At 41.8% G+C, this 20,605-nt stretch carries 20 protein-coding genes; 7 read left to right on the top strand and 13 right to left on the bottom strand.

Translation table 11 applies throughout. The annotated features are described in order from the left end of the window. Positions 1–116: 116 nt before the first annotated feature. From TZ96_RS02615 to TZ96_RS02630, 4 genes are read right to left on the bottom strand one after another with little or no spacing between them, the layout of a single operon-like run. Complete coding sequence (locus tag TZ96_RS02615; protein WP_045762763.1) at positions 117–1,970, bottom strand: proline--tRNA ligase; 1,854 nt, start codon at positions 1,968–1,970, stop codon at positions 117–119. Between the two features lie 17 nt (positions 1,971–1,987). Beyond that, on the bottom strand, positions 1,988–3,244 hold the full coding sequence (rseP, locus tag TZ96_RS02620; RefSeq protein WP_045762764.1) for an RIP metalloprotease RseP: 1,257 nt from the start codon (positions 3,242–3,244) through the stop codon (positions 1,988–1,990). A gap of 21 nt (positions 3,245–3,265) precedes the next feature. Beyond that, a complete protein-coding gene (locus tag TZ96_RS02625; protein WP_000613843.1) occupies positions 3,266–4,069 on the bottom strand; it encodes a phosphatidate cytidylyltransferase in 804 nt (267 codons plus the stop codon). A gap of 8 nt (positions 4,070–4,077) precedes the next feature. Next, entirely contained in the window at positions 4,078–4,830 is a 753-nt protein-coding gene (locus tag TZ96_RS02630; protein ID WP_045762765.1) for an isoprenyl transferase, read from the bottom strand. A gap of 215 nt (positions 4,831–5,045) precedes the next feature. Here TZ96_RS02630 and TZ96_RS02635 point away from each other — a divergent pair, with 215 nt between their 5' ends. From TZ96_RS02635 to TZ96_RS02660, 6 genes are all read left to right on the top strand, one after another. Next, positions 5,046–5,441 (top strand): helix-hairpin-helix domain-containing protein, encoded by a 396-nt coding sequence (locus TZ96_RS02635; RefSeq protein WP_045762766.1) that lies wholly within the window; start codon positions 5,046–5,048, stop codon positions 5,439–5,441. A 370-nt stretch (positions 5,442–5,811) separates the two neighbouring features. Continuing rightward, positions 5,812–6,399 (top strand): flavin reductase family protein, encoded by a 588-nt coding sequence (locus TZ96_RS02640; RefSeq protein ID WP_045762767.1) that lies wholly within the window; start codon positions 5,812–5,814, stop codon positions 6,397–6,399. Further along, entirely contained in the window at positions 6,377–6,964 is a 588-nt protein-coding gene (locus TZ96_RS02645; protein ID WP_045762768.1) for a GNAT family N-acetyltransferase, read from the top strand. The genes TZ96_RS02640 and TZ96_RS02645 overlap by 23 nt, the downstream gene beginning before the upstream one ends. Positions 6,965–7,001: 37 nt before the next feature. Further along, positions 7,002–7,367 (top strand): hypothetical protein, encoded by a 366-nt coding sequence (locus tag TZ96_RS02650; protein WP_045762769.1) that lies wholly within the window; start codon positions 7,002–7,004, stop codon positions 7,365–7,367. A 1-nt stretch (position 7,368) separates the two neighbouring features. Further along, positions 7,369–7,548, top strand: coding sequence for a hypothetical protein (locus TZ96_RS02655; protein WP_045762770.1), 180 nt, complete (start codon positions 7,369–7,371; stop codon positions 7,546–7,548). 13 nt (positions 7,549–7,561) lie between these two features. Further along, the gene (locus TZ96_RS02660) at positions 7,562–10,213 is read left to right on the top strand and encodes a valine--tRNA ligase (protein ID WP_045762771.1); all 2,652 of its coding nucleotides are present in this window, start codon (positions 7,562–7,564) and stop codon (positions 10,211–10,213) included. A 443-nt stretch (positions 10,214–10,656) separates the two neighbouring features. Here the strand turns inward: TZ96_RS02660 and TZ96_RS02665 are convergent, their stop codons facing one another. Together TZ96_RS02665 and TZ96_RS02670 are read right to left on the bottom strand one after the other, a co-directional pair. Next, a complete protein-coding gene (locus TZ96_RS02665) occupies positions 10,657–11,343 on the bottom strand; it encodes a YoaK family protein (protein WP_045762772.1) in 687 nt (228 codons plus the stop codon). A 211-nt stretch (positions 11,344–11,554) separates the two neighbouring features. Then, a complete protein-coding gene (locus tag TZ96_RS02670) occupies positions 11,555–12,247 on the bottom strand; it encodes a hypothetical protein (RefSeq protein ID WP_045762773.1) in 693 nt (230 codons plus the stop codon). Positions 12,248–12,526: 279 nt separating this feature from the next. On the opposite strand from TZ96_RS02670, the gene TZ96_RS02675 reads away from it, so the two are divergent. After that, a complete protein-coding gene (locus tag TZ96_RS02675) occupies positions 12,527–12,757 on the top strand; it encodes a hypothetical protein (RefSeq protein WP_045762774.1) in 231 nt (76 codons plus the stop codon). A gap of 212 nt (positions 12,758–12,969) precedes the next feature. On the opposite strand, the gene TZ96_RS02680 is transcribed toward TZ96_RS02675, so the two are convergent. The 7 genes from TZ96_RS02680 to TZ96_RS02710 form a co-directional block, all read right to left on the bottom strand. Then, the gene (locus tag TZ96_RS02680) at positions 12,970–13,743 is read right to left on the bottom strand and encodes an NUDIX domain-containing protein (RefSeq protein WP_000140041.1); all 774 of its coding nucleotides are present in this window, start codon (positions 13,741–13,743) and stop codon (positions 12,970–12,972) included. A gap of 1 nt (position 13,744) precedes the next feature. Next, complete coding sequence (gene pnuC / locus TZ96_RS02685; protein ID WP_000724355.1) at positions 13,745–14,521, bottom strand: nicotinamide riboside transporter PnuC; 777 nt, start codon at positions 14,519–14,521, stop codon at positions 13,745–13,747. 9 nt (positions 14,522–14,530) lie between these two features. Further along, on the bottom strand, positions 14,531–15,589 hold the full coding sequence (locus tag TZ96_RS02690; RefSeq protein ID WP_045762775.1) for an AAA family ATPase: 1,059 nt from the start codon (positions 15,587–15,589) through the stop codon (positions 14,531–14,533). Between the two features lie 246 nt (positions 15,590–15,835). Next, complete coding sequence (locus TZ96_RS02695; protein WP_045762776.1) at positions 15,836–18,268, bottom strand: ATP-dependent Clp protease ATP-binding subunit; 2,433 nt, start codon at positions 18,266–18,268, stop codon at positions 15,836–15,838. Positions 18,269–18,274: 6 nt separating this feature from the next. Beyond that, positions 18,275–18,733: a CtsR family transcriptional regulator gene (locus tag TZ96_RS02700; RefSeq protein ID WP_001237459.1), complete on the bottom strand. Its 459-nt coding sequence runs from the start codon at positions 18,731–18,733 to the stop codon at positions 18,275–18,277. A 115-nt stretch (positions 18,734–18,848) separates the two neighbouring features. After that, complete coding sequence (locus TZ96_RS02705; RefSeq protein WP_045762777.1) at positions 18,849–19,577, bottom strand: ABC transporter ATP-binding protein; 729 nt, start codon at positions 19,575–19,577, stop codon at positions 18,849–18,851. Then, on the bottom strand, positions 19,577–20,584 hold the full coding sequence (locus TZ96_RS02710; protein ID WP_045762778.1) for an ABC transporter substrate-binding protein: 1,008 nt from the start codon (positions 20,582–20,584) through the stop codon (positions 19,577–19,579). Before TZ96_RS02710 ends, TZ96_RS02705 begins: the two co-directional genes overlap by 1 nt. Positions 20,585–20,605: the final 21 nt, after the last annotated feature.

Genomic DNA, 20,605 nt, shown 5'->3' on the forward strand with positions numbered 1-20,605 from the left:
CTAGTTTGCTAGTTTGCTCTTTGATTTTCATTGAGTCTTACTTTCTCTCATTATACAGAAAAAACAAGGCAAAAACTAGTTACATTTTTGTCTTGTTTTTCTTCTGATTATAGATTTTATTTGTTGGTTAAGATTTCAAGGGTTTCAAGCAAGTTATCTGCATGAACTTCGATCGTATCCCCTGTCGCCTTGATCTTCACTTCTACGATACCGTCAGCTGCTTTCTTACCAACAGTGATACGAATTGGAAGACCAATCAAGTCGCTATCGCTGAATTTAACTCCGACACGTTCGTTACGGTCATCTGTCAAGACTTCGTAGCCTTTGTTGACCAAGGCTTCTTCGATACGATTAGTCAATTCAAGACTTGCTTCATCCTTGACATTAACTGGAATCAAGTGTACATCAAATGGTGCCAATTCTTTAGGGAAATTGATTCCCCAAGCGTAACGGTATTCACCTTTTGGAGTTTTGTTAACAAAGAGGCGAGCGTGTTGCTCCATAACTGCTGAAAGGAGACGGCTCACACCGATACCGTAGCATCCCATGATGATTGGCACAGCACGACCATTTTCATCCAAAACATCTGCTCCCATGCTTGCTGAATAACGAGTACCGAGTTTGAAAATGTGACCAATCTCGATCCCACGGGCAAAGTTGAGCACACCTTGTCCATCTGGAGAGATTTCGCCCTCACGAACTTCACGGATATCGACATACTCAGCAGTGAAATCACGACCTGGGTTTACACCAGTCAAGTGGTAGCCATCTTCGTTAGCCCCCACTACAGCATTGCGGCTATCTTGTACCTTGCGGTCTGCGATAATCTTGACATTTTCTGGAAGATTTACTGGGCCAAGTGAACCAAAGTCCGCTCCCAACAATTCTTTCACTTCTGCCTCAGTTGCAGGTTCTAAGAAATCTGCTCCAAGGTAGTTTTTAAACTTAACTTCATTGAGTTGGTCATTGCCGACAAGTAGAGCCACAACTGGCTCTTCATCTGCGATATAAACCAAGGTCTTGATTGTCTGCTCTTCAGAGATATTCAAGAAGGCTGCGACTTCATCAATTGATTTGACACCTGGTGTTTCCACGCGAGCCACTTGATCTTCAGTCACAACACGATTGCTTGGTTTGTACTCGTTGGTTGCCATTTCCAAGTTGGCTGCATAGCTTGATTCACTTGAGTAGGCAATGGTATCTTCACCAGAAACCATCCATTTGAGCAATTCTGCCTTGATTTCTTCTTGCACTTGATCAGGAATTTCGTCAAATGATGCAACAGACTTATCTAATACCACCCAACGGTCAAGGTCTGTACGAGCAGGTGTGATGGCCATAAATTCTTGACTATCCTTACCACCCATGGCTCCACCGTCACCGATGATAGCTTTAAAGTCCAAACCACTACGAGTGAAGATACGCTCATAGGCTGCCTTGTACTCATCATAAGTAACATCCAAACTATCGTAGTTAGCATGGAAGCTATAACCGTCTTTCATGATGAACTCACGGGTCCGAAGAAGTCCATTACGTGGACGTTTTTCATCACGATACTTAGGCTGGATTTGATACAAATTCAGTGGCAATTGCTTGTAAGACTTGACAGAATCACGGACAATAGCTGTAAAAGTTTCTTCGTGAGTTGGCCCCAAGATGAAGTCTGACTTCTCACGGTTTTTCAATTTGTACAAGTCTTCTCCGTAGGTTTCATAACGGCCAGATTCACGCCAAAGATCTGCACTAAGAAGGGCTGGAGCCAACATCTCAACAGCACCCATCTTGTCAAACTCTTGACGCATGATCTTCTTAGCTTTTTCGATAACACGGTTAGCAAGCGGTAGGTAAGAGTAAACTCCTGCTGATACTTGGCGAACATAACCAGCACGCAACATAAGGGCGTGGCTGATAACTTGAGCATCGCTTGGCATTTCGCGAAGCGTTGGAATAAGCATTTTACTTTGTTTCATAATGACTCCTCTAATTCTTAAAAGAAGGTTCGCATGATGTCATTCCAAGTTACGGCGATCATCAAAACGACCATAATGACAACTCCGACCAGAGTGACATAGGTTTCAATTTCTTGTTTCAGTGGTTTGCGACGGATAGCTTCTAGGATATTAAGCACGATTTTTCCACCATCTAGCGCCGGGATTGGAATCAAGTTGAAAATCCCGATATTGATGGAAATCATAGCCAAGAATAACAAGACATTCTCAAGACCATTTTTTGCAGCATCACTACTTTCCTTAAAGATAGCAACGGGACCGCCTAGTTTATTCAAATCCGGTTGGAAGATCAAGCTTTTCAAAGCATTGAGGATGCGCAAAGCTGAATCAGCCGCAGTTGTAAATCCACCCATAAACATAGACCAGATATCTGATTTGAGTCTCGGCTGGACACCTAAGATATAACGCCCTTGGCTTTCCTCAGGTGTCACACCCACTTGTTTTTCAGTTCCATTTTCAGAGACTGTCACATCCAAAACGGGCGCTGTTTTGTCCTTGGTTTCTGCATCAACCGCCTGGATCAGATCTGACCAGTTTGAAATCTCATAACTTCCGACCTTAGTGATTTGGGCCGTATTTTCAACTCCAACCTTAGCCAAAGCACTATCTGGAATAATGCTGAAATTGTTCGTTTGCGTATCACGAACGCCACCTTGCATGAAAATCAAAATCCAGAAGACGATAACTCCTAGGATAAAGTTATTCATAGGACCAGCAAAATTGGTAATCAATTTGCCCCAGACAGTCGCATTTTGATATTGGACGTCTAATGGAGCAATACGAACTTCCGTTCCATCAGCTTCCACGATAGTTGCATCATGGTCAACTGAGAAAGTCTTCTCTTCTTCTAAGACCAAGCCTTTAATAAAGAGTTTATCCTCAAAATCAAACTGGGTAACCTGCATGGGTAAAGCAGTCTGGTCAACCTTTTTCCCAGAGAGATTGATGCGTTTGACCTTACCATCCGCTGCCAATGTTAGGCTTGCAGGAGTTCCAGTCTTAATTTCTGTCGTATCTTCACCCCAACCTGCCATCCGAACGTAACCACCAAGTGGCAGGAGACGAATGGTATAAGCAGTTCCATCTTTTCCGATGTGGGCAAAGATTTTGGGGCCCATACCGATGGCAAATTCACGAACTAAAATCCCAGATTTCTTAGCAAAGTAAAAATGTCCGAATTCGTGAACCACTACGATAATCCCAAAGACCAGGATAAATGTTAGTAATCCTATCATTTAATTTCTATTTACCTTTCCTTAAAATAAGCCAAAGAGGTGCATAATAGGGAAGACAGCCAGCATGCAATCAAAACGATCCAATACCCCACCATGACCTGGGATAAACTTACCTGAGTCTTTGACACCAAAGTGACGTTTCATTGCACTTTCAATCAAATCACCCAACTGACCAGCTATACTAAAGAAAATAGCAAAGACCATCATTTTGTAAATCCCATAAGGTAAAGCAACGGTACTATCAACTAGCATAAAAATCAAAGTCACTAGCATAGCAGCCAAGATACCTCCCATAGCACCCTCTATGGTCTTGTTAGGGGAAACTCTCGGAGCTAGTTTTCTCTTACCAAACTTCATTCCTACTAGATAGGCTCCACTATCGGTTGCCCAGACCATACACAGTCCCAAAAGCGCCTTATCCAAACCTGCAATACGAGCATCGACCAAAGCATTAAAGCCAAAACCAACATAAAAACTCATGGCAATCGGAAAAACAGCATCCTCAATAGTATAGTTCTTGCTGAAGACTGTTGCCCCTAGTAAAATCAGTATCACGACACTATAAGCAACAACGTTCCCATCCACAGGCAAAAACTTCAGGTAGTTTTCCAAAGGAATAGTCAGAAAAAAGGTTGCTAGTAAAGTCAAGAGTCCTTCAGGCGTCATGGTATTTAAACCCTTCATGCGCAGTAACTCATGTACTCCCAACATAGCCACAATCCCCATGGCAATCTGGAGCCATAAGCCACCAATCGCCAAGATTGGGATAAAGATAGCCAAGGCCAAGATAGCAAAAAGGGTTCTCTTTTGTAAATCCTGTATCATAATATCTCCTAAACTCCTCCAAAACGACGGTTGCGACGATTGTACTCGATGATAGCTTCTTTCAAGGCTTCCTCATCAAAGTCAGGCCACAAGACATCCGTGAAATAGAGCTCGCTATAAGCAGCCTGCCATGGCAAGAAATTACTCAAACGAAGTTCACCGCTGGTCCGAATAATCAAGTCAGGATCACGCAAGACTTTTGGCAAATGTCCCGTAAAGAGATATTCCCCAATCAACTCCTCGGTGATATCACCAGGATTGATCTTAGCATCTAAAACATCCTGTGCAATCAACTTGACCGCTTGTGTAATCTCAGCTCGTCCACCATAATTAAGGGCAAAATTGAGAATCAATCCTGTATTTAACTTAGTCAGCTCTTCTGCCTTTTTAAGAGCATCAAAAGTCTGCTTCGGCAAACGATCAGTCTCCCCAATCATTTGAATCTTCATGTTCTTCTGATGCAATTCGGGAACAAACTTATCATAAAATTCAACGGGTAAGTTCATGATAAATTTGACTTCCTGATCTGGACGGGTCCAGTTTTCAGTTGAGAAGGCATAGACCGTCAAGGCTTTGACTCCCATATCACTAGCAGCAATGGCTACCGTTCTCAAAGCATCCATCCCAGCCTTATGCCCAAAGACACGCGGTTGCATCCGTTTTTTAGCCCAACGACCATTACCATCCATGATCACACCGATGTGGTCTGGCACCATTGTGGGGGTTTCTGTTGCTTTATCTTTTTTTAAAAATCCAAACATGATTGTATTCCTATTCAAAAATCTATCGTTTCATTATACCATATTTTTCACTTTTCTTCTATTATCGTCTATCATTCTACGGCGAAATTTCCCATATATCTCCTATATTTCCAGTATATCAAGCCTTGCAATTCCTAAAGAAAGTTGATACAATAAAATCATAGAGATTCGATCCTTGTTCAGCCACAGGGATTTTTTATTGAAAGGATTTTATCATGTCAAAGACACTCCAACGTAAAAAACAATTGAGAAACAGCCTACGTCGCTCAGGTGCATTTTCAAGCACTGTAAACAAGGTTGTCGAAGAAACAAAAAAAGTTGTAAAACATGCTGAAAAAGCAGCAAGCGATGCAGGTAAAGCTGTCTCTAAAAAGGTTGAAAAAACTGTAGAAGCAACCAAAGAGCAAGCTCAAAAAGTTGCTACTTCTGTAGAAGATTTCGCAGCGAATCTGGGCGGACTTTCAGTAGACCGTGCCAAGACTTTCTACGATGAAGGTATCAAATCTGCTGCTGACTTCAAAAACTGGACAGAAAAAGAACTCCTTGCCTTGAAAGGAATCGGTCCAGCTACTATCAAGAAATTAAAAGAAAACGGCATCAAGTTCAAGTAATCTTTCTTGTTCCTTGCTTTTCCGTCAAAAACTTGTTAAAATAAAGCCATTAGAGGTGTTTTGAGTCCCACATTTTACAGAAAGTGGCGGTGCTGAGAAGTCCACAAATGTGTCAAAACTGGTTGCTAATGGATGAAATTAAAAATTGAAATATAAATCTTTTTGTTTCCTTTTAGGACTAGACAGCGAGTTGCAGGCTGTACTCAAGTACGGCAAGACGAGCTAACGACGTCATAAAAGAGAAACAAGAAGATTAAAGCTGCGGGCATCTGCCCGAAATTGGGTGGTACCGCGGATTAACACATTCGTCCCTGTCAGATTGATGGCAGGGGCGATTTTTATTTTAGACCCCTAGCCAAAGGAGGTTGTCATGAAACAATCTTTTAACACCAGCAAGCTCTACTATGGTTTTCCAATCTTCATCTTGGGATATCAGGACCAGAACTTTGGGCACAATATCACGACCTGCAGTTCCTCTTATAGCCTGGGCGATTGGCTGGTCATCGGTGTTGGTGCTGAGGAAAATGCGGCTGACCAGATTAAGCATTATCAACAGTTTACCGTAAACATCCCTGATGAAAACTTCATGCTCGAAATGGAGCAGGCTGGTTTTATCAGCCATCGAGAAAAGTTGAAACACTTGGGACTAGACTATAAGATTTCTAAACGGACACAGGCACCTATTTTAGAGGCTTGCCCAGTCGTATTGGATTGTCAGGTAGATCGGATCATCGAGGAGGATGGCATCTGCCATATCTTTGCTAAGATTCTTGATCGATTGGCTGATTCAGAACTACTGGACGAAAAAGGGCATTTTAAAAATGACCGCTTTGCACCGACTTACTTTATGGGTGATGGCCATCAGCGTGTTTACCGCTATCTAGATGAACGAGTCGCCCCCATGGGAAGCTTCATCAAGAAAGCGAGGAAAAAAGATGACCAGAGCAGAACTACCTGAACGAATCGAGACGGATCGTCTGGTCCTGCGAGTCCGTACAGTAGATGATGCAGAGGATATCTTTGACTATGCCAGTCGTCCAGAAGTCTCTTACCCAGCAGGATTTCCACCCGTCAAGACCTTGGATGATGAGATTTATTATCTAGAGCATATCCTTCCTGAGCGCAATCAAAAGGACAATCTCCCAGCTGGTTATGGCATTGTGGTCAAAGGAACCGATAAAGTCATCGGCTCTGTTGATTTCAACCATCGCCACGAAGACGATGTGCTAGAAATTGGCTATACCTTGCACCCAGACTCTTGGGGACGAGGTTATGTACCAGAAGCGGCGAGTGCCTTGATTGATCTGGCTTTTAAAGAATTGGGTCTTCACAAGATTGAGCTGACTTGTTTTGGCTATAATGTCCAAAGTCAACGTGTCGCAGAAAAACTTGGATTTACCCTCGAAGCTCGCATCCGAGACCACAAAGATGCCCAAGGCAATCGTTGTGATGATTTGAGATACGGCTTGCTGAAGAGTGAGTGGGAAGTATTAAGTAAAAAGCTATCTTTTAGTCTTCGTTGAAAACTCACAATTTTAGTTAGAAAGTTGAGATGTAAATATGGAAAAGGAAAGTTTAGATTTAATCATTAAAGAAGTAGAAAATCAACAAGAGAGAGAATTAGTTCGTTTTGAAACAAACTTATCCGAAGGATTAAATAAATATAAAGAAATTATACCTGCTGAATTAATAACACCACAGTTACAGGATAAGATTGATAACGAAGTCAAATTACAGTTGGCTGAATTTCAAAAAAGTATTGATTTGAAACCCAAAGCGCTATATCATGCTTTAAAAGTTGAAGCTGAACTCAATCCTGATATTGAAAAAGAAAAGCTAAAACAAAGTGCTTATGATTTCTTGGAGAAAACAACAAAGAATAAATACCTGAAAAAGATTATTCGTGAGTTAAAAAAAGGAGTATAAAATGGCAAATGTTGGGAATTTAGCTGTCAAAGGAGGAAAAGCTGTTATTAAGTTTATTTTAGATTTGATAACAGACTATCTAAAAAGCGAAGAATTTAAGAAACAAATGAAATCTATGGTTGAAACTTTAGTTGATAAAATAGTAGATAAAGTCATAGATGAGAAACGAGTTAATAACTAGAAAGGACAAACACATGTCTAAAGAACTTTCACCTAAATACAATCCAGCCGAGGTTGAGGCTGGACGTTACCAAAAATGGCTTGACGAAGATGTTTTCAAGCCTTCTGGAGATAAAAAGGCTAAGCCTTATTCAATCGTGATTCCACCACCAAACGTGACTGGGAAACTTCACCTTGGTCACGCTTGGGATACGACTTTGCAAGATATCATCATCCGTCAAAAACGCATGCAAGGCTTTGATACGCTTTGGCTTCCAGGGATGGATCACGCGGGGATTGCGACTCAAGCTAAGGTTGAGGAGCGCTTGCGTGGTGAGGGCATTTCCCGCTATGACCTTGGTCGTGAAAAATTCCTCGATAAGGTTTGGGAATGGAAAGACGAATATGCCACTACTATCAAGGAACAATGGGGCAAGATGGGGCTCTCTGTAGACTACTCTCGTGAGCGTTTCACGCTTGACGAAGGTTTGTCAAAAGCGGTTCGCAAGGTCTTTGTGGACCTTTACAAGAAAGGCTGGATCTACCGTGGTGAGTTTATCATCAACTGGGATCCAGCAGCTCGCACAGCCCTTTCTGATATCGAAGTTATCCACAAGGACGTGGAAGGTGCCTTCTACCACATGAACTACATGCTTGAAGACGGTTCACGCGCCCTTGAAGTTGCGACAACTCGTCCTGAGACTATGTTTGGGGACGTTGCCGTTGCGGTCAATCCAGAAGACCCACGCTACAAGGATTTGATCGGTAAAAACGTCATCCTTCCAATCGCTAATAAATTGATTCCAATCGTTGGGGACGAACACGCAGATCCTGAGTTTGGTACAGGTGTCGTAAAAATTACTCCTGCTCACGATCCAAACGACTTCTTGGTTGGTCAACGTCACAACTTGCCACAAGTCAATGTTATGAACGATGACGGAACCATGAATGACTTGGCCTTTGAATTTGCAGGCATGGACCGTTTCGAAGCTCGTAAGGCAGTCGTTGCTAAGTTGGAAGAAATCGGCGCCCTCGTTAAAATCGAAAAACGTGTCCACAGTGTTGGTCACTCAGAGCGTACAGGTGTAGTGGTTGAACCACGCTTGTCTACTCAATGGTTTGTGAAGATGGACCAATTAGCTAAGAATGCCATTGCCAACCAAGATACAGATGATAAGGTAGAATTCTACCCACCTCGTTTCAACGATACCTTCCTCCAATGGATGGAAAATGTCCACGACTGGGTAATCTCTCGTCAGCTCTGGTGGGGTCACCAAATCCCTGCTTGGTACAATGCCGAGGGTGAAATGTATGTCGGCGAAGAAGCTCCAGAAGGCGACGGTTGGACTCAGGACGAAGACGTCTTGGATACGTGGTTCAGTTCTGCCCTTTGGCCATTCTCAACTATGGGCTGGCCTGATGTCGATTCAGAAGACTTCAAACGTTACTTCCCAACTTCAACCTTGGTAACAGGTTACGACATCATCTTCTTCTGGGTGTCTCGTATGATCTTCCAATCCTTGGAATTCACTGGCCGTCAGCCATTCCAAAACGTTCTTATCCACGGTCTTATCCGTGACGAGCAAGGACGTAAGATGTCTAAATCTCTCGGTAACGGGATTGACCCAATGGATGTCATCGAGAAATACGGTGCCGATGCCCTTCGCTGGTTCCTTTCAAACGGTTCTGCACCAGGACAAGACGTCCGCTTCTCTTACGAGAAAATGGATGCTTCATGGAACTTCATTAACAAAATCTGGAACATCTCTCGCTACATCCTCATGAACAATGAAGGTTTGACCCTCGAGCAAGCTACTGCCAATGTGGAAAAAGTTGTTAACAAGGAAGCTGGGAACGTCACAGACCGTTGGATTCTCCACAACCTCAATGAAACCATCGGAAAAGTCACTGAAAACTTTGATAAGTTTGAGTTTGGTGTGGCTGGCCACATCCTCTACAACTTCATCTGGGATGAATTTGCGGACTGGTACGTTGAGTTGACTAAGGAAGTCCTTTACAGCGACAATGAGGACGAAAAAGTCATCACACGCTCTGTTCTCCTTTACACTTTGGACAAGATCCTTCGTCTCCTCCATCCAATCATGCCATTCGTAACAGAGGAAATCTTTGGACAAATCTCAGAAGGCTCTATCGTTACAGCTGCTTACCCAACTGTTAATCCAGCCTTTGAAGATCTTGTTGCCCACACTGGTGTGGAAAGTCTCAAAGACTTGATTCGTGCCGTTCGTAATGCGCGTGCGGAAGTAAACGTTGCTCCAAGCAAGCCTATCACCATTCTCGTGAAGACAAGCGATAGCGACTTGGAAGCCTTCTTTAACAGCAATGTCAACTACATCAAACGCTTCACAAATCCAGAACACCTGGAAATCGCATCAAACATCCCTGCACCTGAACTCGCTATGTCAAGCGTCATCACAGGAGCAGAAATCTACTTGCCTCTCGCAGACCTCCTCAATGTCGAAGAAGAACTCGCTCGTCTCGACAAGGAACTGGCTAAATGGCAAAAAGAACTGGATATGGTAGGTAAGAAGCTCTCTAACGAACGCTTCGTAGCCAATGCCAAACCAGAAGTCGTCCAAAAAGAACGCGACAAACAAGCCGACTACCAAGCCAAATACGACGCGACCGTAGCGCGTATTGATGAGATGAAGAAGTTGGTGAAATAAAATCGAGTAGCGGCTAAGACTAACCCCACTCACACCATGGTACATGCCGTTCAAGGTAGTAAACCAAGTAAGAAACCAGTCCGCGCTTTTCGAGGACTGGTTTTTATATATCATGTTTAAGTACCGACTTCTGAGCCCTAATTGATAGTGATCACCCCAGCTAGATACCTTATCTCCATTTAGGAAACCCTAGCTTAAGTAGATTTCTTCTTCCACCGCTTCTAGATAATCACTCGTAGGCTAGTACGCGAGCGCTCATCTATGATGATGACTATGCGCTTCATATTCCCTAGTAAGAAATAGTTATACATCCCCGAATGGACAAATTCAGTTGCTCAAAAGTTCACTGGTAGTGTGTGTCCTACGGAGGACTTCCACCTCAGATGTACGACATGTCCATCATACCAAAAACGGCAAATCCCTCAATTTGAGATTTGCCTTTTTTATATATTTTCATCTTGCAAATCTAGTTGCTTCACTCTAGCAATATAGTATGCCATGATCAAAAACAAATTGAAGCTGACAATCCAAATAGACCATTCATGGAGAAAATGCATAGATACAGCCAAGCTAATAGCGCCTACTACGAAACTGCCTACAACAATGCCATAATTCAAGGCTTGGCGACGATATTCTTGAACATCTCCTTCTCCTCTAACGATGCGATACAAAGCAGTCAACATCTTTCGGTAATTTCCAGAGGTCATAAAAATGACATAGGGATGATCTTCAATCAAACTACCCGTAAATGTTAGCATCATCATGCCTGTTCCAAAAGCAATAAAAGGTACTTCTAGTAAAGGAAATCGAGAAAAGAAGGGCAAAACAAGGGTCCCGATAAATAAGGGAAGTAGCATCTTAACCCGCCAATAGGCTGTTTTGCGATATTCTTTCACGTGTAAGGCAAACAGAAAGCCTAGGGAAAAGAATATAATCGAGCAGAATCTCAACATGGTATTGATGACATGTGAATCGTGCCAATCTGATATCAGTAGGAGAATGTTCCCTGTCTGCGTTGCCACCAAACTATGGTACTGGATGTGACAGAATACATCCAAAGAACCACCGATAAAGCCAAGGAACACTCCCATGAGTCGTGTGTTTTGAGGTAAAATTAATTTATCTGGCATTGATTCATCACTCGTTTCCCTTTGATTTTTTCATTATACCACTTTCTCTGAAAGAAACTAAGTGAAAAACGGTCAGTTCAGGTAGACATGATTACATATATTCCTAAGTTAGTCTCATCTCTGGAGTTCATTTATGACTTCTTATCAAATCGGAATACTGTAGTACTCCTCAGCTGAACTATTTTTAAACAAATTATTTCTGTACTGAAGTCTATGGCTTAATCAAAGTAACACTTGAAACAGTACCATCTGCACCTGTTGTAATTTGGATGACTTTTCCACCACCTACTTCAGCATTGTATTTCCCATCATCAAGGGTATAAGAATAGCTTTGAATAGAGTAGTTTTCTTTCTTGCCATCAGCAGATTCTACTGTAAATTGACCACCTGATGAAACAGTGATCGTTTCACCATTCGCACCCTTCCAATTTCCAGCCGCAGCCGAAAAATCTTTGTCCACCATAGTCAAGACACCTTTATAACGTTTGTTATGTTCTGCCTGCTTGTCTTGAAGTTTGCGATCAGTTGCTGGATCATAAGCCGACTGATTCTGTTTTGCTTGTGTTCCTTGTTGATTGGATGGGGCTTGCGAAGGGGTTTGCTTAGCAGAAGGTTCTTGATTTTGTTTTGTTTCTGGTGCTGGTGTTGCTTGCGATTGATTAGCAGTAGTCGTTGACTGATCAGAAGATGATGATTTAGCTTTTTCTGATGAAGTTGAACTTGAGGATTTCTGAGTCTTGTTCTCTTTACTTGAAGAACTTGCCTTAGAACTAGAAGATGCTTGTGTTGTCTTGCTAGAACTATCACTTGTGGTATTTTCTTTCTTATTACCACAAGCCCCCAATAGCAATGTTGAAGCGAGTACAGTTGCGGCCATTAATTTGATAGAAGTTTTATTTTTCATTTTATGCTCCTTTGTAACATTTTTGAAATGTTAAGAAATATTTTTGTAACATTATTGTAATATTTGTTTTTAAATCTGTCAACTATTTATCTAAAATTTTTTAGAATTATTTTTTAGTATATTTATTTTCTTACCCCTTCTATATCTTTTATTCGTAAAGAATTTAAAAAACACAAAAGTTCTTCCTGATAAAGTGCTATATTTTAAAGTGTAATCGCTTGCATTTTTTTCTTGAAGGACTATAATAAAATTGAAATAGGATATTGGAGGTGTAGGCCTATGTCAAGCAAATATTACAAATATCTTCCTTGGATGATTATTGGTGCTTTCTCTTCTTATGGGGTTGCTACTCATTACGCTCAAACAACATTTGATTTGTTCTACTTAACCACTATTTTCATGATTGTTTATGTGGCTCTAATGTACTTACACGAACATTATTTAAAATATAAATACAAAGATTTATTCATTCGTTTTATGAGTAATCCTAAAAAAGATAAACATCCTTAAACAAAAAATAACAACAAAAAGAGGCCGGGAAGAATCCCGACCTCGCTTTTTTATGAATAATAAACCTTTGACACGATAGCTGACTTGGCTTGTGACGCAAACTTTATTTTCTCTATTCTCAAGCTTGAACCAGCCATCGGATTTGTTGAAACTTCTCAGGACTGAGACTAGGAAATCGAGACTTGATCTATCGATTTCTGTCCCAAAGCTTTTTATTTCAATCGATAGGTTTTTCTTGGTTTCTTTTTAGGCACTCGTTTGAGCCCAACTTCTTCTACATACTCACCGTATTTTACGAGAAAGTTATTGCTGACGATTGGTCGTCCTGGGTTGATGAGATTGACCAATTCGGTCCCTTCATAGACAGTGAACTCCTCCTCTAGCAGATAGAGAAAGGTCGGATTCCAGTCAAGACGCCCTTGGATTCGTTTAATAGACTCTTGGATAATGGCATAATGGTCAAAGGCGAAGGCGTGCTCCTCCAACTCTAGTCCCTCTAGGAAGCATTTGCCCGTCTGAAAATCAACATCGACAAAAACCACATCCTTGGCATCATCTCCAGCTTGAACGAGATCAAGTGCGCGGCTAGGTAGATACACCAAGTGGGCGATAGTAACCGCCCAGCCCCGCGGATCACGACCTGGGGTAGACACTGTCATCAACTGTTCGATTTTTTCCAAAGGAAGGTCGAGGTTAACCTCCTCTCTCACTTCACGCTGACAAGCATGTCTTGCATCTTCGCTCTTATCCATAAAACCACCGACCAAAGCCAAGCAATTTTGATAAGGATGGGCCTTGCGACGGATCAGCAAGAGTTTGATTTTCCCTTCCACAAAGCAATAAGCTACCATATCCACCGTCACGCTCGGTTTTTCATACTGAGGAAGATCCTGTTTGCAGTACCAGTCTAAAAATTCCTTCTCAGTCGCATGAATTTCAAAATATTCTCTTTCTGTCATTCCATCCGGGATTATCCTTTCAGTCATCTTATCCCTCCTTGACAGCTTTTGTCCATTGGTACCAACCGACTAAACTATTGATGGTATAAACCCAGTACATACCTTGGATATGGATATTTTCACCCCACCAGAGGTAAATACTAAAGAGATTGGTAGCAATCCAGAAAATCCATTGCTCACGGTAAAGACGTGTCATCAAGAGCTGACCAACACCATTGGTTGCATCGGTAACACTGTCACGGAAAGGACGAGCGCTATGGATACTTTGGTAGGCAAAGCCCATGCCAATCCAGATGATGGCTGTCAAAGCCAAATATTTGAGCCAATCAATCAGGCCAAGTTTCTTAGATTCAAAGTGGGATTCTTCTGGTTTTCCTTGCTCATTGATCCGATTAGACAACCAAGTATAGAGACCAATGGGCTGCATCACAAAGAAATAAACTGTTGTCAAAACTTCTCCGTAGAAAGTAGCATCCATTGCTAATACCAAGTAGATAGCAGAGTTAATAGCTCCAAAAAGGTAGTTACTAGCTCGACCTTCTGCAACCAAGATAACGCAGACAATCCCTGTCCAAGAGGCCAAGAGACCAACCCAGTCATGACTTTCCGTGTTTTGTGTAAACTCCAGAATAAGAGGGACACTTGATAAAGCAATCAAATAGAGCCACTGGAAAAGACTGCGTCCCACAAAGAGGTCTTTCCAAAGCAAACGCATAACTCCTGCAAAACCAATTTTACGAGCTTCTGCGTGAACATTTTTAAAATTTGCGATAAATCGAGTAATTTTTTCAGTTATTTTTTTCATTTTCTTCTCCTAATCTGCTTGGTAAATGGCATCGATAGCTACTTTTGCTGCTTCATAATTTCCTAGATAGTCATCAGCTAGATAAACATGAGGGATAGTAGCTAGATATTGCTCCCTCATCATATCCAAATGCTGGGAAAAACTATGACGGATATGGTCTTCTGCCATGGTCATGTCTCGAAAACCATCATTGACATAAGAGCCAACAGGTTGCACAAAGAGGATTAAATCCCACTTTTCCTTGGCTAAGATGGAAACGAAGAGATTATCAAAGGTCTCTACAGACAAATCCCCCTGCTCTTCAGTTTCCATGTAGTAATCGTAGTAGCCCTTGGTTACCAATGAGTTGGTGTCTGCAATGACCAAGCCTCGATTGGCATTGCTATCGATTAACTTGGAAGTTTGGTCGTATTGGCCCAAAAGAAGGTAATAATAATCTTTTGGGGTAAGCTCATCATCTCGAACATTATTTTTTATCTGATACTCACGAGCATATTCCAGACTGACTGGCGCATCATAAAAACGAGCTAAATCCTTGGCTAGAGTTGTTTTCCCATTACTCGCACTTCCCATAATCAACACTTTTTTCGTAAACTGACGGCGGAAAGGTTGAGCGATATATTTCCAATATTTGCTTGGATTTTCTCGAATCATGGTAGCCGAAATTCCAAATTTTCTTTCCTGTAGAACAGTCTCAAAACCACGTTTTGACAATTCTTGTTGGTATTCGGACTCTCCTACAAAAAAGATTAGTTCCTCACCAGTCTGGTCATAGGAAATGGCCTGCAACATCTGATCCAACCATTCCTGCCAGCCCATTGGATAGCGTGGAATATTGGTTTCGTCAAGTTTACAAACAGAGGTCAACTCATCATCTCGAAATGCTTCACGAATATAGCGAAACCTCTTTTGTAGTGTAAGTCCAACCTGTTCACCACGATCTCCCTTATAACCTGAAACTACCACCCATACAGCATCGCATTGTCGTTTTGCTCTTTGGATTAAATCAATATGCCCTTGATGTAAGGGAGCAAAGGTTCCAAAAACCACCGCTATACTCTTTTTCATATCTGTTTAACCTTTTTATAACTTTTTATATTTTGTATTATAATTCATCTTTCTGCCTTTGTCAACACTTTTTTATTATTTTTTATAAAAACATTTCTAAATTATAAGATTTTTTACTTGATATGCAAAACCAGATCAGGAGAATTCTGTTTTGAAAACCTTAAAATAAATGCACAATCCAAGTAGCTATTTGGGCAACAACTTTTCAAAAAAGAGGCTGAAACAATCTGTTCCAACCTCACATTTTTAAACAATCTCAAATTTTAATTGACCAGCTTTAACACCAATTTTCAGAGTCTTGCCAGCTTCTAATTCACCTTTAAGGAGAAGTTCTGCTAGTTTGTCTTCTACTTCTGTTTGCAAAGTTCTGCGTAGTGGACGAGCCCCCATCTCTGGATCATAGCCTTGCTGAGCTAGAAGTTTAAGGGCAGATGCTTGGAGTTTCAAGTCAATTCCTTTTTCTGCAAGACTAGCAATCAATGGTTTGACCATAATCTTAACTACTTCTTGCATATCTTGACTTGACAAGCTATGGAAGACTACCTTCTCATCAATACGGTTAATAAACTCTGGACGATAAGCCTTTTTCAGCTCCTCAAACATCCGTTTTTCCATATTTTCTTGATCAAAACGAATATCCTTAGCTCCAAAACCAACTGTCTTGTCATCACGAAGGGCTGTCGCACCAAGGTTTGACGTCATGATGATAATGGTATTAGAGAAGTCAACCTTGCGACCTTTACTGTCCGTCAAGACACCATCATCCAAAACCTGTAAGAGCACATTAAAGATGTCTGGGTGCGCCTTTTCTACCTCATCAAAGAGCAAGACTGAATATGGTTTATTGCGAACCTTCTCGGTCAACTCTCCACCTTCTTCGTAGCCTACATAACCTGGAGGAGCTCCGTTGAGACGGCTGGCTGCGAATTTCTCCATATACTCACTCATGTCAAAACGGATAAGGGCCGATTCGTCATCAAAGAGGACTTCTGCCAAGGCCTTGGCCAACTCGGTCTTACCGACACCTGTTGGTCCTAGGAACATGAAGGATCCGATTGGACGTTTATGACTACGAATACCAGATTGATTACGGCGAATAGCACGACTGATGCTAGAGACCGCCTGTTCCTGTCCAATCACACGTTTATGCAGTTCAGCTTCAAGGTTGAGATACTTCTTGGCATCCGTTTGTGTCAATTTTTGAACAGGAATTCCTGATAAGCGACTCAAGGTGGTCAAAATATCAGATTCTTTTACTAGATCTTTATAAACAGGGGCTTCCTGCTCTTTTGCAATGAGCTGTGCTGCTTGCTTCCATTTGCCATCCATCAAAGCCTTATCAGCTGGTGTTAAACCTGACTCTTCTTGTTTAGCGTGTTTCGATTTATTTTGCACTGTTGCTGCCGTTTCATCCAAAAGATCGATTGCTGAGTCTGGCAAATGACGACTCGTCAAATAACGATGTGCCATTTTGACAGCTGTTTCGACTGCATCGTCTGTAATTTGGACATGGTGGTGCTTCTCATAAGTTGCTTTCAAGCCCTGCAAAATAGCCATACTATCTGCTAAACTTGGCTCCTCAATCATCACTTTAGCAAAACGACGAGAAAGGGCTGCGTCTTTTTCGATGTGCTTTTGATACTCTTCCTGAGTGGTTGCACCGACAGTTCTCAGAGTTCCACGTGCCAAGGCAGGTTTTAGGATATTGGCCGCATCCAAGGTCGAATCAATCCCACTTCCTGAACCCATAATGGTATGCAGCTCATCGATAAAGAGGATGACCTTGCCATCTTCCTCAATATCTTTGATGATATTGTTCATACGTTCTTCAAAATCACCACGGAAACGAGTCCCCGCAACCACATTCATCAAATCAAGCTCTAGAACTCGCATCTTAGCCATTTCATCAGGTACATCCCCGTTGGCAATACGTTGCGCAAGACCAAGTGCTAGAGCTGTTTTACCGACACCTGCATCTCCAACTAGGACTGGATTATTTTTTGTCTTACGGCTCAAGATTTGAATCATACGAGAGATTTCTTGGTCACGCCCGATGACTGGTTCCAATTTACCTGAGCGAGCTTGCTCTGTAAGATCATGCGTATAATCTTCCAAACCTCCACTTGGTGTCTGAGGCATACCCATCATATTAGCCATAGAATTTTGCTTGTCCGCTACCGTACGATGGCGTTGACGAAGGGCCTTCAAATCATCTCTAGTCCAACCAGCACGCGCTTCAAGACTACGACGAAGTCCAGCAATCTTGACCTGATCCTTCTGATCTTCGTAAGAAAATCCCGCTTTTTCTAGAATACGAGTAGCCAAGGCATTGCCATCATGTAAGATAGCATAAAGCACGTGCTCTGTTCCTAAAACCTTGGCATGCACAACAGAAGCTACATGCTCTGCTTCCAACAACAATACCTTCAAACGGTGTGAAAAAGGCAACTCCTGATAATTTTCCTTATCGCTATACTTTGTTTCAGTCAGCTCTACAGCAACTTCCTCCAGACGATCAATCTCATAGGGAAATTCATTTAAAGTCGTCCCAGCTACACTGTAATTATGATTGGCCATAGCAATCAATAGGTGCCAAGACTCTAGGTATTCTGCCCCAAAATGACTTGCGACCAGAAAGGCACTGTCTATACATTCTTTCAATGCTTTTGAATATTTCATTTAGTTCTATTTTCCCTTTCTATCTACCTCTTGTAATAACTGTCGGAGCATATTGGCACGGATAAGATTGGCATCCTCACCTAGAACTCGGTCTGTCGCCATTGCTAGTAATAGATTCATCTCCTGACGAGTCACTAAATCCTGTTCAAACAAGAGTCTTAAAACATCTTCAAAGATAACTAGGCTGACTTCTTCGCCCACCGAATACAGTAAATCGCGGAGCATTTCATGGTGGTTTGAGAATTCAATCCGTCCTATTCGAATGTAGCCACCACCACCACGCTTACTTTCAACCAAGTATCCCCTGCTTTCTGTAAAACGAGTCTTAATCACATAGTTAATCTGACTAGGAACAACCTGGAAAGTATCTGCCAACTGACTCCGTTGCAACTCCACAATACCAGATTGATCTAAAATTGCCTTGATGTAGGCCTCAATATGATCTGATGTATTTTTAAGTCTCATAACAAACCCACCTCTCTTTAAACCTTGACTATCTTTGACTATTATACCGAAATTTTTTCATTTTTAAAAGAAAAAGGGGCTGGTAATGAATAATCCTCACCAACTCCCTATTTTTCTACTTATCTAAGCCTAATTCTGCCAAGATTTGACGTTTGTAAGCAATCTTTTGGACTTCTTTGTCCTCGTCTTCAGACCAATCCAGTTTGATTTCAGATACAATTTGCCCAGGCCGATTTTTCAAGATATAAATCCGATCACTAAGATTAAGGGCTTCCTCAATACTATGCGTAATGATGAGTGTCGTCAGGCATAGCTGTTTATGAATATCCAAATACCAGGCATGGAGTTCCATCTTGGTCATCTCATCCAAAGCGCTAAAGGCTTCATCTAAGAGAAAGAGCTTGTGCCCAAATAGATAAGTGCGGAGTAAGGCCACACGCTGGCGCATCCCACCACTAAGCTCATGAGGATACTTGTCCCGGACGGCTGTTAACTGAAAAGTAGCAAGGATTTCGTCTGCTCTGGCAATAGCTTCTGCCTTATCCACCTTTTGAATCAAGAGGGGCAAAATGATATTGCCCAGCACCGTCTTGTGTTCCAAGAGCAGATCCTTTTGTAGCATGTAGCTCACGCGCCCCTTGGGATTTTCCTCTCCATCAAGAACGATTCGTCCAGACTGGACTTCTAAAATCCCTGCAATCAGGTTAAAGAGTGTGGTCTTTCCTACACCACTGGGGCCTAGGATAGAGACAACTTCACCTGAAGTCACCTGTAGGTTAATATCCTCTAAGATCTTTTCATCATCGTAGGCGTAGCTTACGTGTTCTAGTCTAATTTCTGTCATTATTTTACAAATTCGTTAGTGAAACCTTTGTCAGTCAAGTCTTCCTTGAGGATACCATTTTCTTTATCCCATTTGTAGAAGGCATTCCAACGGTCAACATCAAATTGTCCCCATTTGTCCTTGTCGCTTGCATATTCTTTTGACAAGTATTTTTGAGATTCGATGACGAAGTCACGTTTATCCTTGAGCTCAGGTGCATTCTTGATGAGGATATCTGCAGCTTCTTCTGGGTGCTCCATAGCGTATTGGTAACCTTTTTTGATGGCTTGAATGACTTTGCGAGCTTCTTCTTTGTTGTCTTTCAGATAATCGTTGTTTGCAATGATAACTGGTGAGTAGTAGTCAAACTCCTTGACATAATCTTTCAAGTACATGAAGTTAGCGTCCACACCTTGAGATTTGGCAAGAATCCCATCCCAACCATAATAAATCCAAGCAGCATCAAAAACGCCATTGGCAATCGGTGTGATTGAGTTTGAGTCGTTGTTTGGTACTTTTTCAACCTTCTCGAAGTCTCCACCTTGAGATTCTACCAAGGTTTTCAGCATAGCAAGCTCAGTTGGGTCATTCCAAGTTCCGTATTTCTTACCAACCAAGTCTTTTGGACTGTTGATATTGTCAGACTTACGAGAGATAATCCCTGATGTGTTGTGCTCAACGATAGCTGCAACTGCTGTAATATCTGCTCCTTTTTCCAATTTCTTAGCCATATAGTCTTGGAAGTACACTGCAAATGGCGCCTTACCATTGATAACCAAGTCAGAAGAGCTTTCTTCAGGTGGCAATTTCAAGTCAACATCCACTCCAGCTTCTTTAAAATAGCCTTTTTCTTTGGCAACATAAAGCCCTGTGTGGTTAGTATTTGGTGTCCAATCTAGGATAAAGTCAATTTTTTTGAGTTCTGCTTCTTTGTTATCCTTAGAAGCAGTTCCTTGGCCACAAGCCACAAGCACAACAGCCACAAGAGCTGTTACAATCGTTAAAAACACTTTCCATGTTTTCTTCATTTTTATTTCCTCTTTTCTTTT

It is taken from the genome of Streptococcus infantis (assembly GCF_000963255.1).
In the GTDB taxonomy this organism is placed as follows: Bacteria; Bacillota; Bacilli; order Lactobacillales; family Streptococcaceae; genus Streptococcus; species Streptococcus nidrosiense.

What these genes read in the sequence shown, in the direction of transcription:
- TZ96_RS02615 (WP_045762763.1), bottom strand. Translation starts at nt 1,970, where the DNA reads ATGAAACAAAGTAAAATGCTTATTCCAACGCTTCGCGAAATGCCAAGC.
- rseP (WP_045762764.1), bottom strand. Translation starts at nt 3,244, where the DNA reads ATGATAGGATTACTAACATTTATCCTGGTCTTTGGGATTATCGTAGTG.
- TZ96_RS02625 (WP_000613843.1), bottom strand. Translation starts at nt 4,069, where the DNA reads ATGATACAGGATTTACAAAAGAGAACCCTTTTTGCTATCTTGGCCTTG.
- TZ96_RS02630 (WP_045762765.1), bottom strand. Translation starts at nt 4,830, where the DNA reads ATGTTTGGATTTTTAAAAAAAGATAAAGCAACAGAAACCCCCACAATG.
- TZ96_RS02635 (WP_045762766.1), top strand. Translation starts at nt 5,046, where the DNA reads ATGTCAAAGACACTCCAACGTAAAAAACAATTGAGAAACAGCCTACGT.
- TZ96_RS02640 (WP_045762767.1), top strand. Translation starts at nt 5,812, where the DNA reads ATGAAACAATCTTTTAACACCAGCAAGCTCTACTATGGTTTTCCAATC.
- TZ96_RS02645 (WP_045762768.1), top strand. Translation starts at nt 6,377, where the DNA reads ATGACCAGAGCAGAACTACCTGAACGAATCGAGACGGATCGTCTGGTC.
- TZ96_RS02650 (WP_045762769.1), top strand. Translation starts at nt 7,002, where the DNA reads ATGGAAAAGGAAAGTTTAGATTTAATCATTAAAGAAGTAGAAAATCAA.
- TZ96_RS02655 (WP_045762770.1), top strand. Translation starts at nt 7,369, where the DNA reads ATGGCAAATGTTGGGAATTTAGCTGTCAAAGGAGGAAAAGCTGTTATT.
- TZ96_RS02660 (WP_045762771.1), top strand. Translation starts at nt 7,562, where the DNA reads ATGTCTAAAGAACTTTCACCTAAATACAATCCAGCCGAGGTTGAGGCT.
- TZ96_RS02665 (WP_045762772.1), bottom strand. Translation starts at nt 11,343, where the DNA reads ATGCCAGATAAATTAATTTTACCTCAAAACACACGACTCATGGGAGTG.
- TZ96_RS02670 (WP_045762773.1), bottom strand. Translation starts at nt 12,247, where the DNA reads ATGAAAAATAAAACTTCTATCAAATTAATGGCCGCAACTGTACTCGCT.
- TZ96_RS02675 (WP_045762774.1), top strand. Translation starts at nt 12,527, where the DNA reads ATGTCAAGCAAATATTACAAATATCTTCCTTGGATGATTATTGGTGCT.
- TZ96_RS02680 (WP_000140041.1), bottom strand. Translation starts at nt 13,743, where the DNA reads ATGACTGAAAGGATAATCCCGGATGGAATGACAGAAAGAGAATATTTT.
- pnuC (WP_000724355.1), bottom strand. Translation starts at nt 14,521, where the DNA reads ATGAAAAAAATAACTGAAAAAATTACTCGATTTATCGCAAATTTTAAA.
- TZ96_RS02690 (WP_045762775.1), bottom strand. Translation starts at nt 15,589, where the DNA reads ATGAAAAAGAGTATAGCGGTGGTTTTTGGAACCTTTGCTCCCTTACAT.
- TZ96_RS02695 (WP_045762776.1), bottom strand. Translation starts at nt 18,268, where the DNA reads ATGAAATATTCAAAAGCATTGAAAGAATGTATAGACAGTGCCTTTCTG.
- TZ96_RS02700 (WP_001237459.1), bottom strand. Translation starts at nt 18,733, where the DNA reads ATGAGACTTAAAAATACATCAGATCATATTGAGGCCTACATCAAGGCA.
- TZ96_RS02705 (WP_045762777.1), bottom strand. Translation starts at nt 19,577, where the DNA reads ATGACAGAAATTAGACTAGAACACGTAAGCTACGCCTACGATGATGAA.
- TZ96_RS02710 (WP_045762778.1), bottom strand. Translation starts at nt 20,584, where the DNA reads ATGAAGAAAACATGGAAAGTGTTTTTAACGATTGTAACAGCTCTTGTG.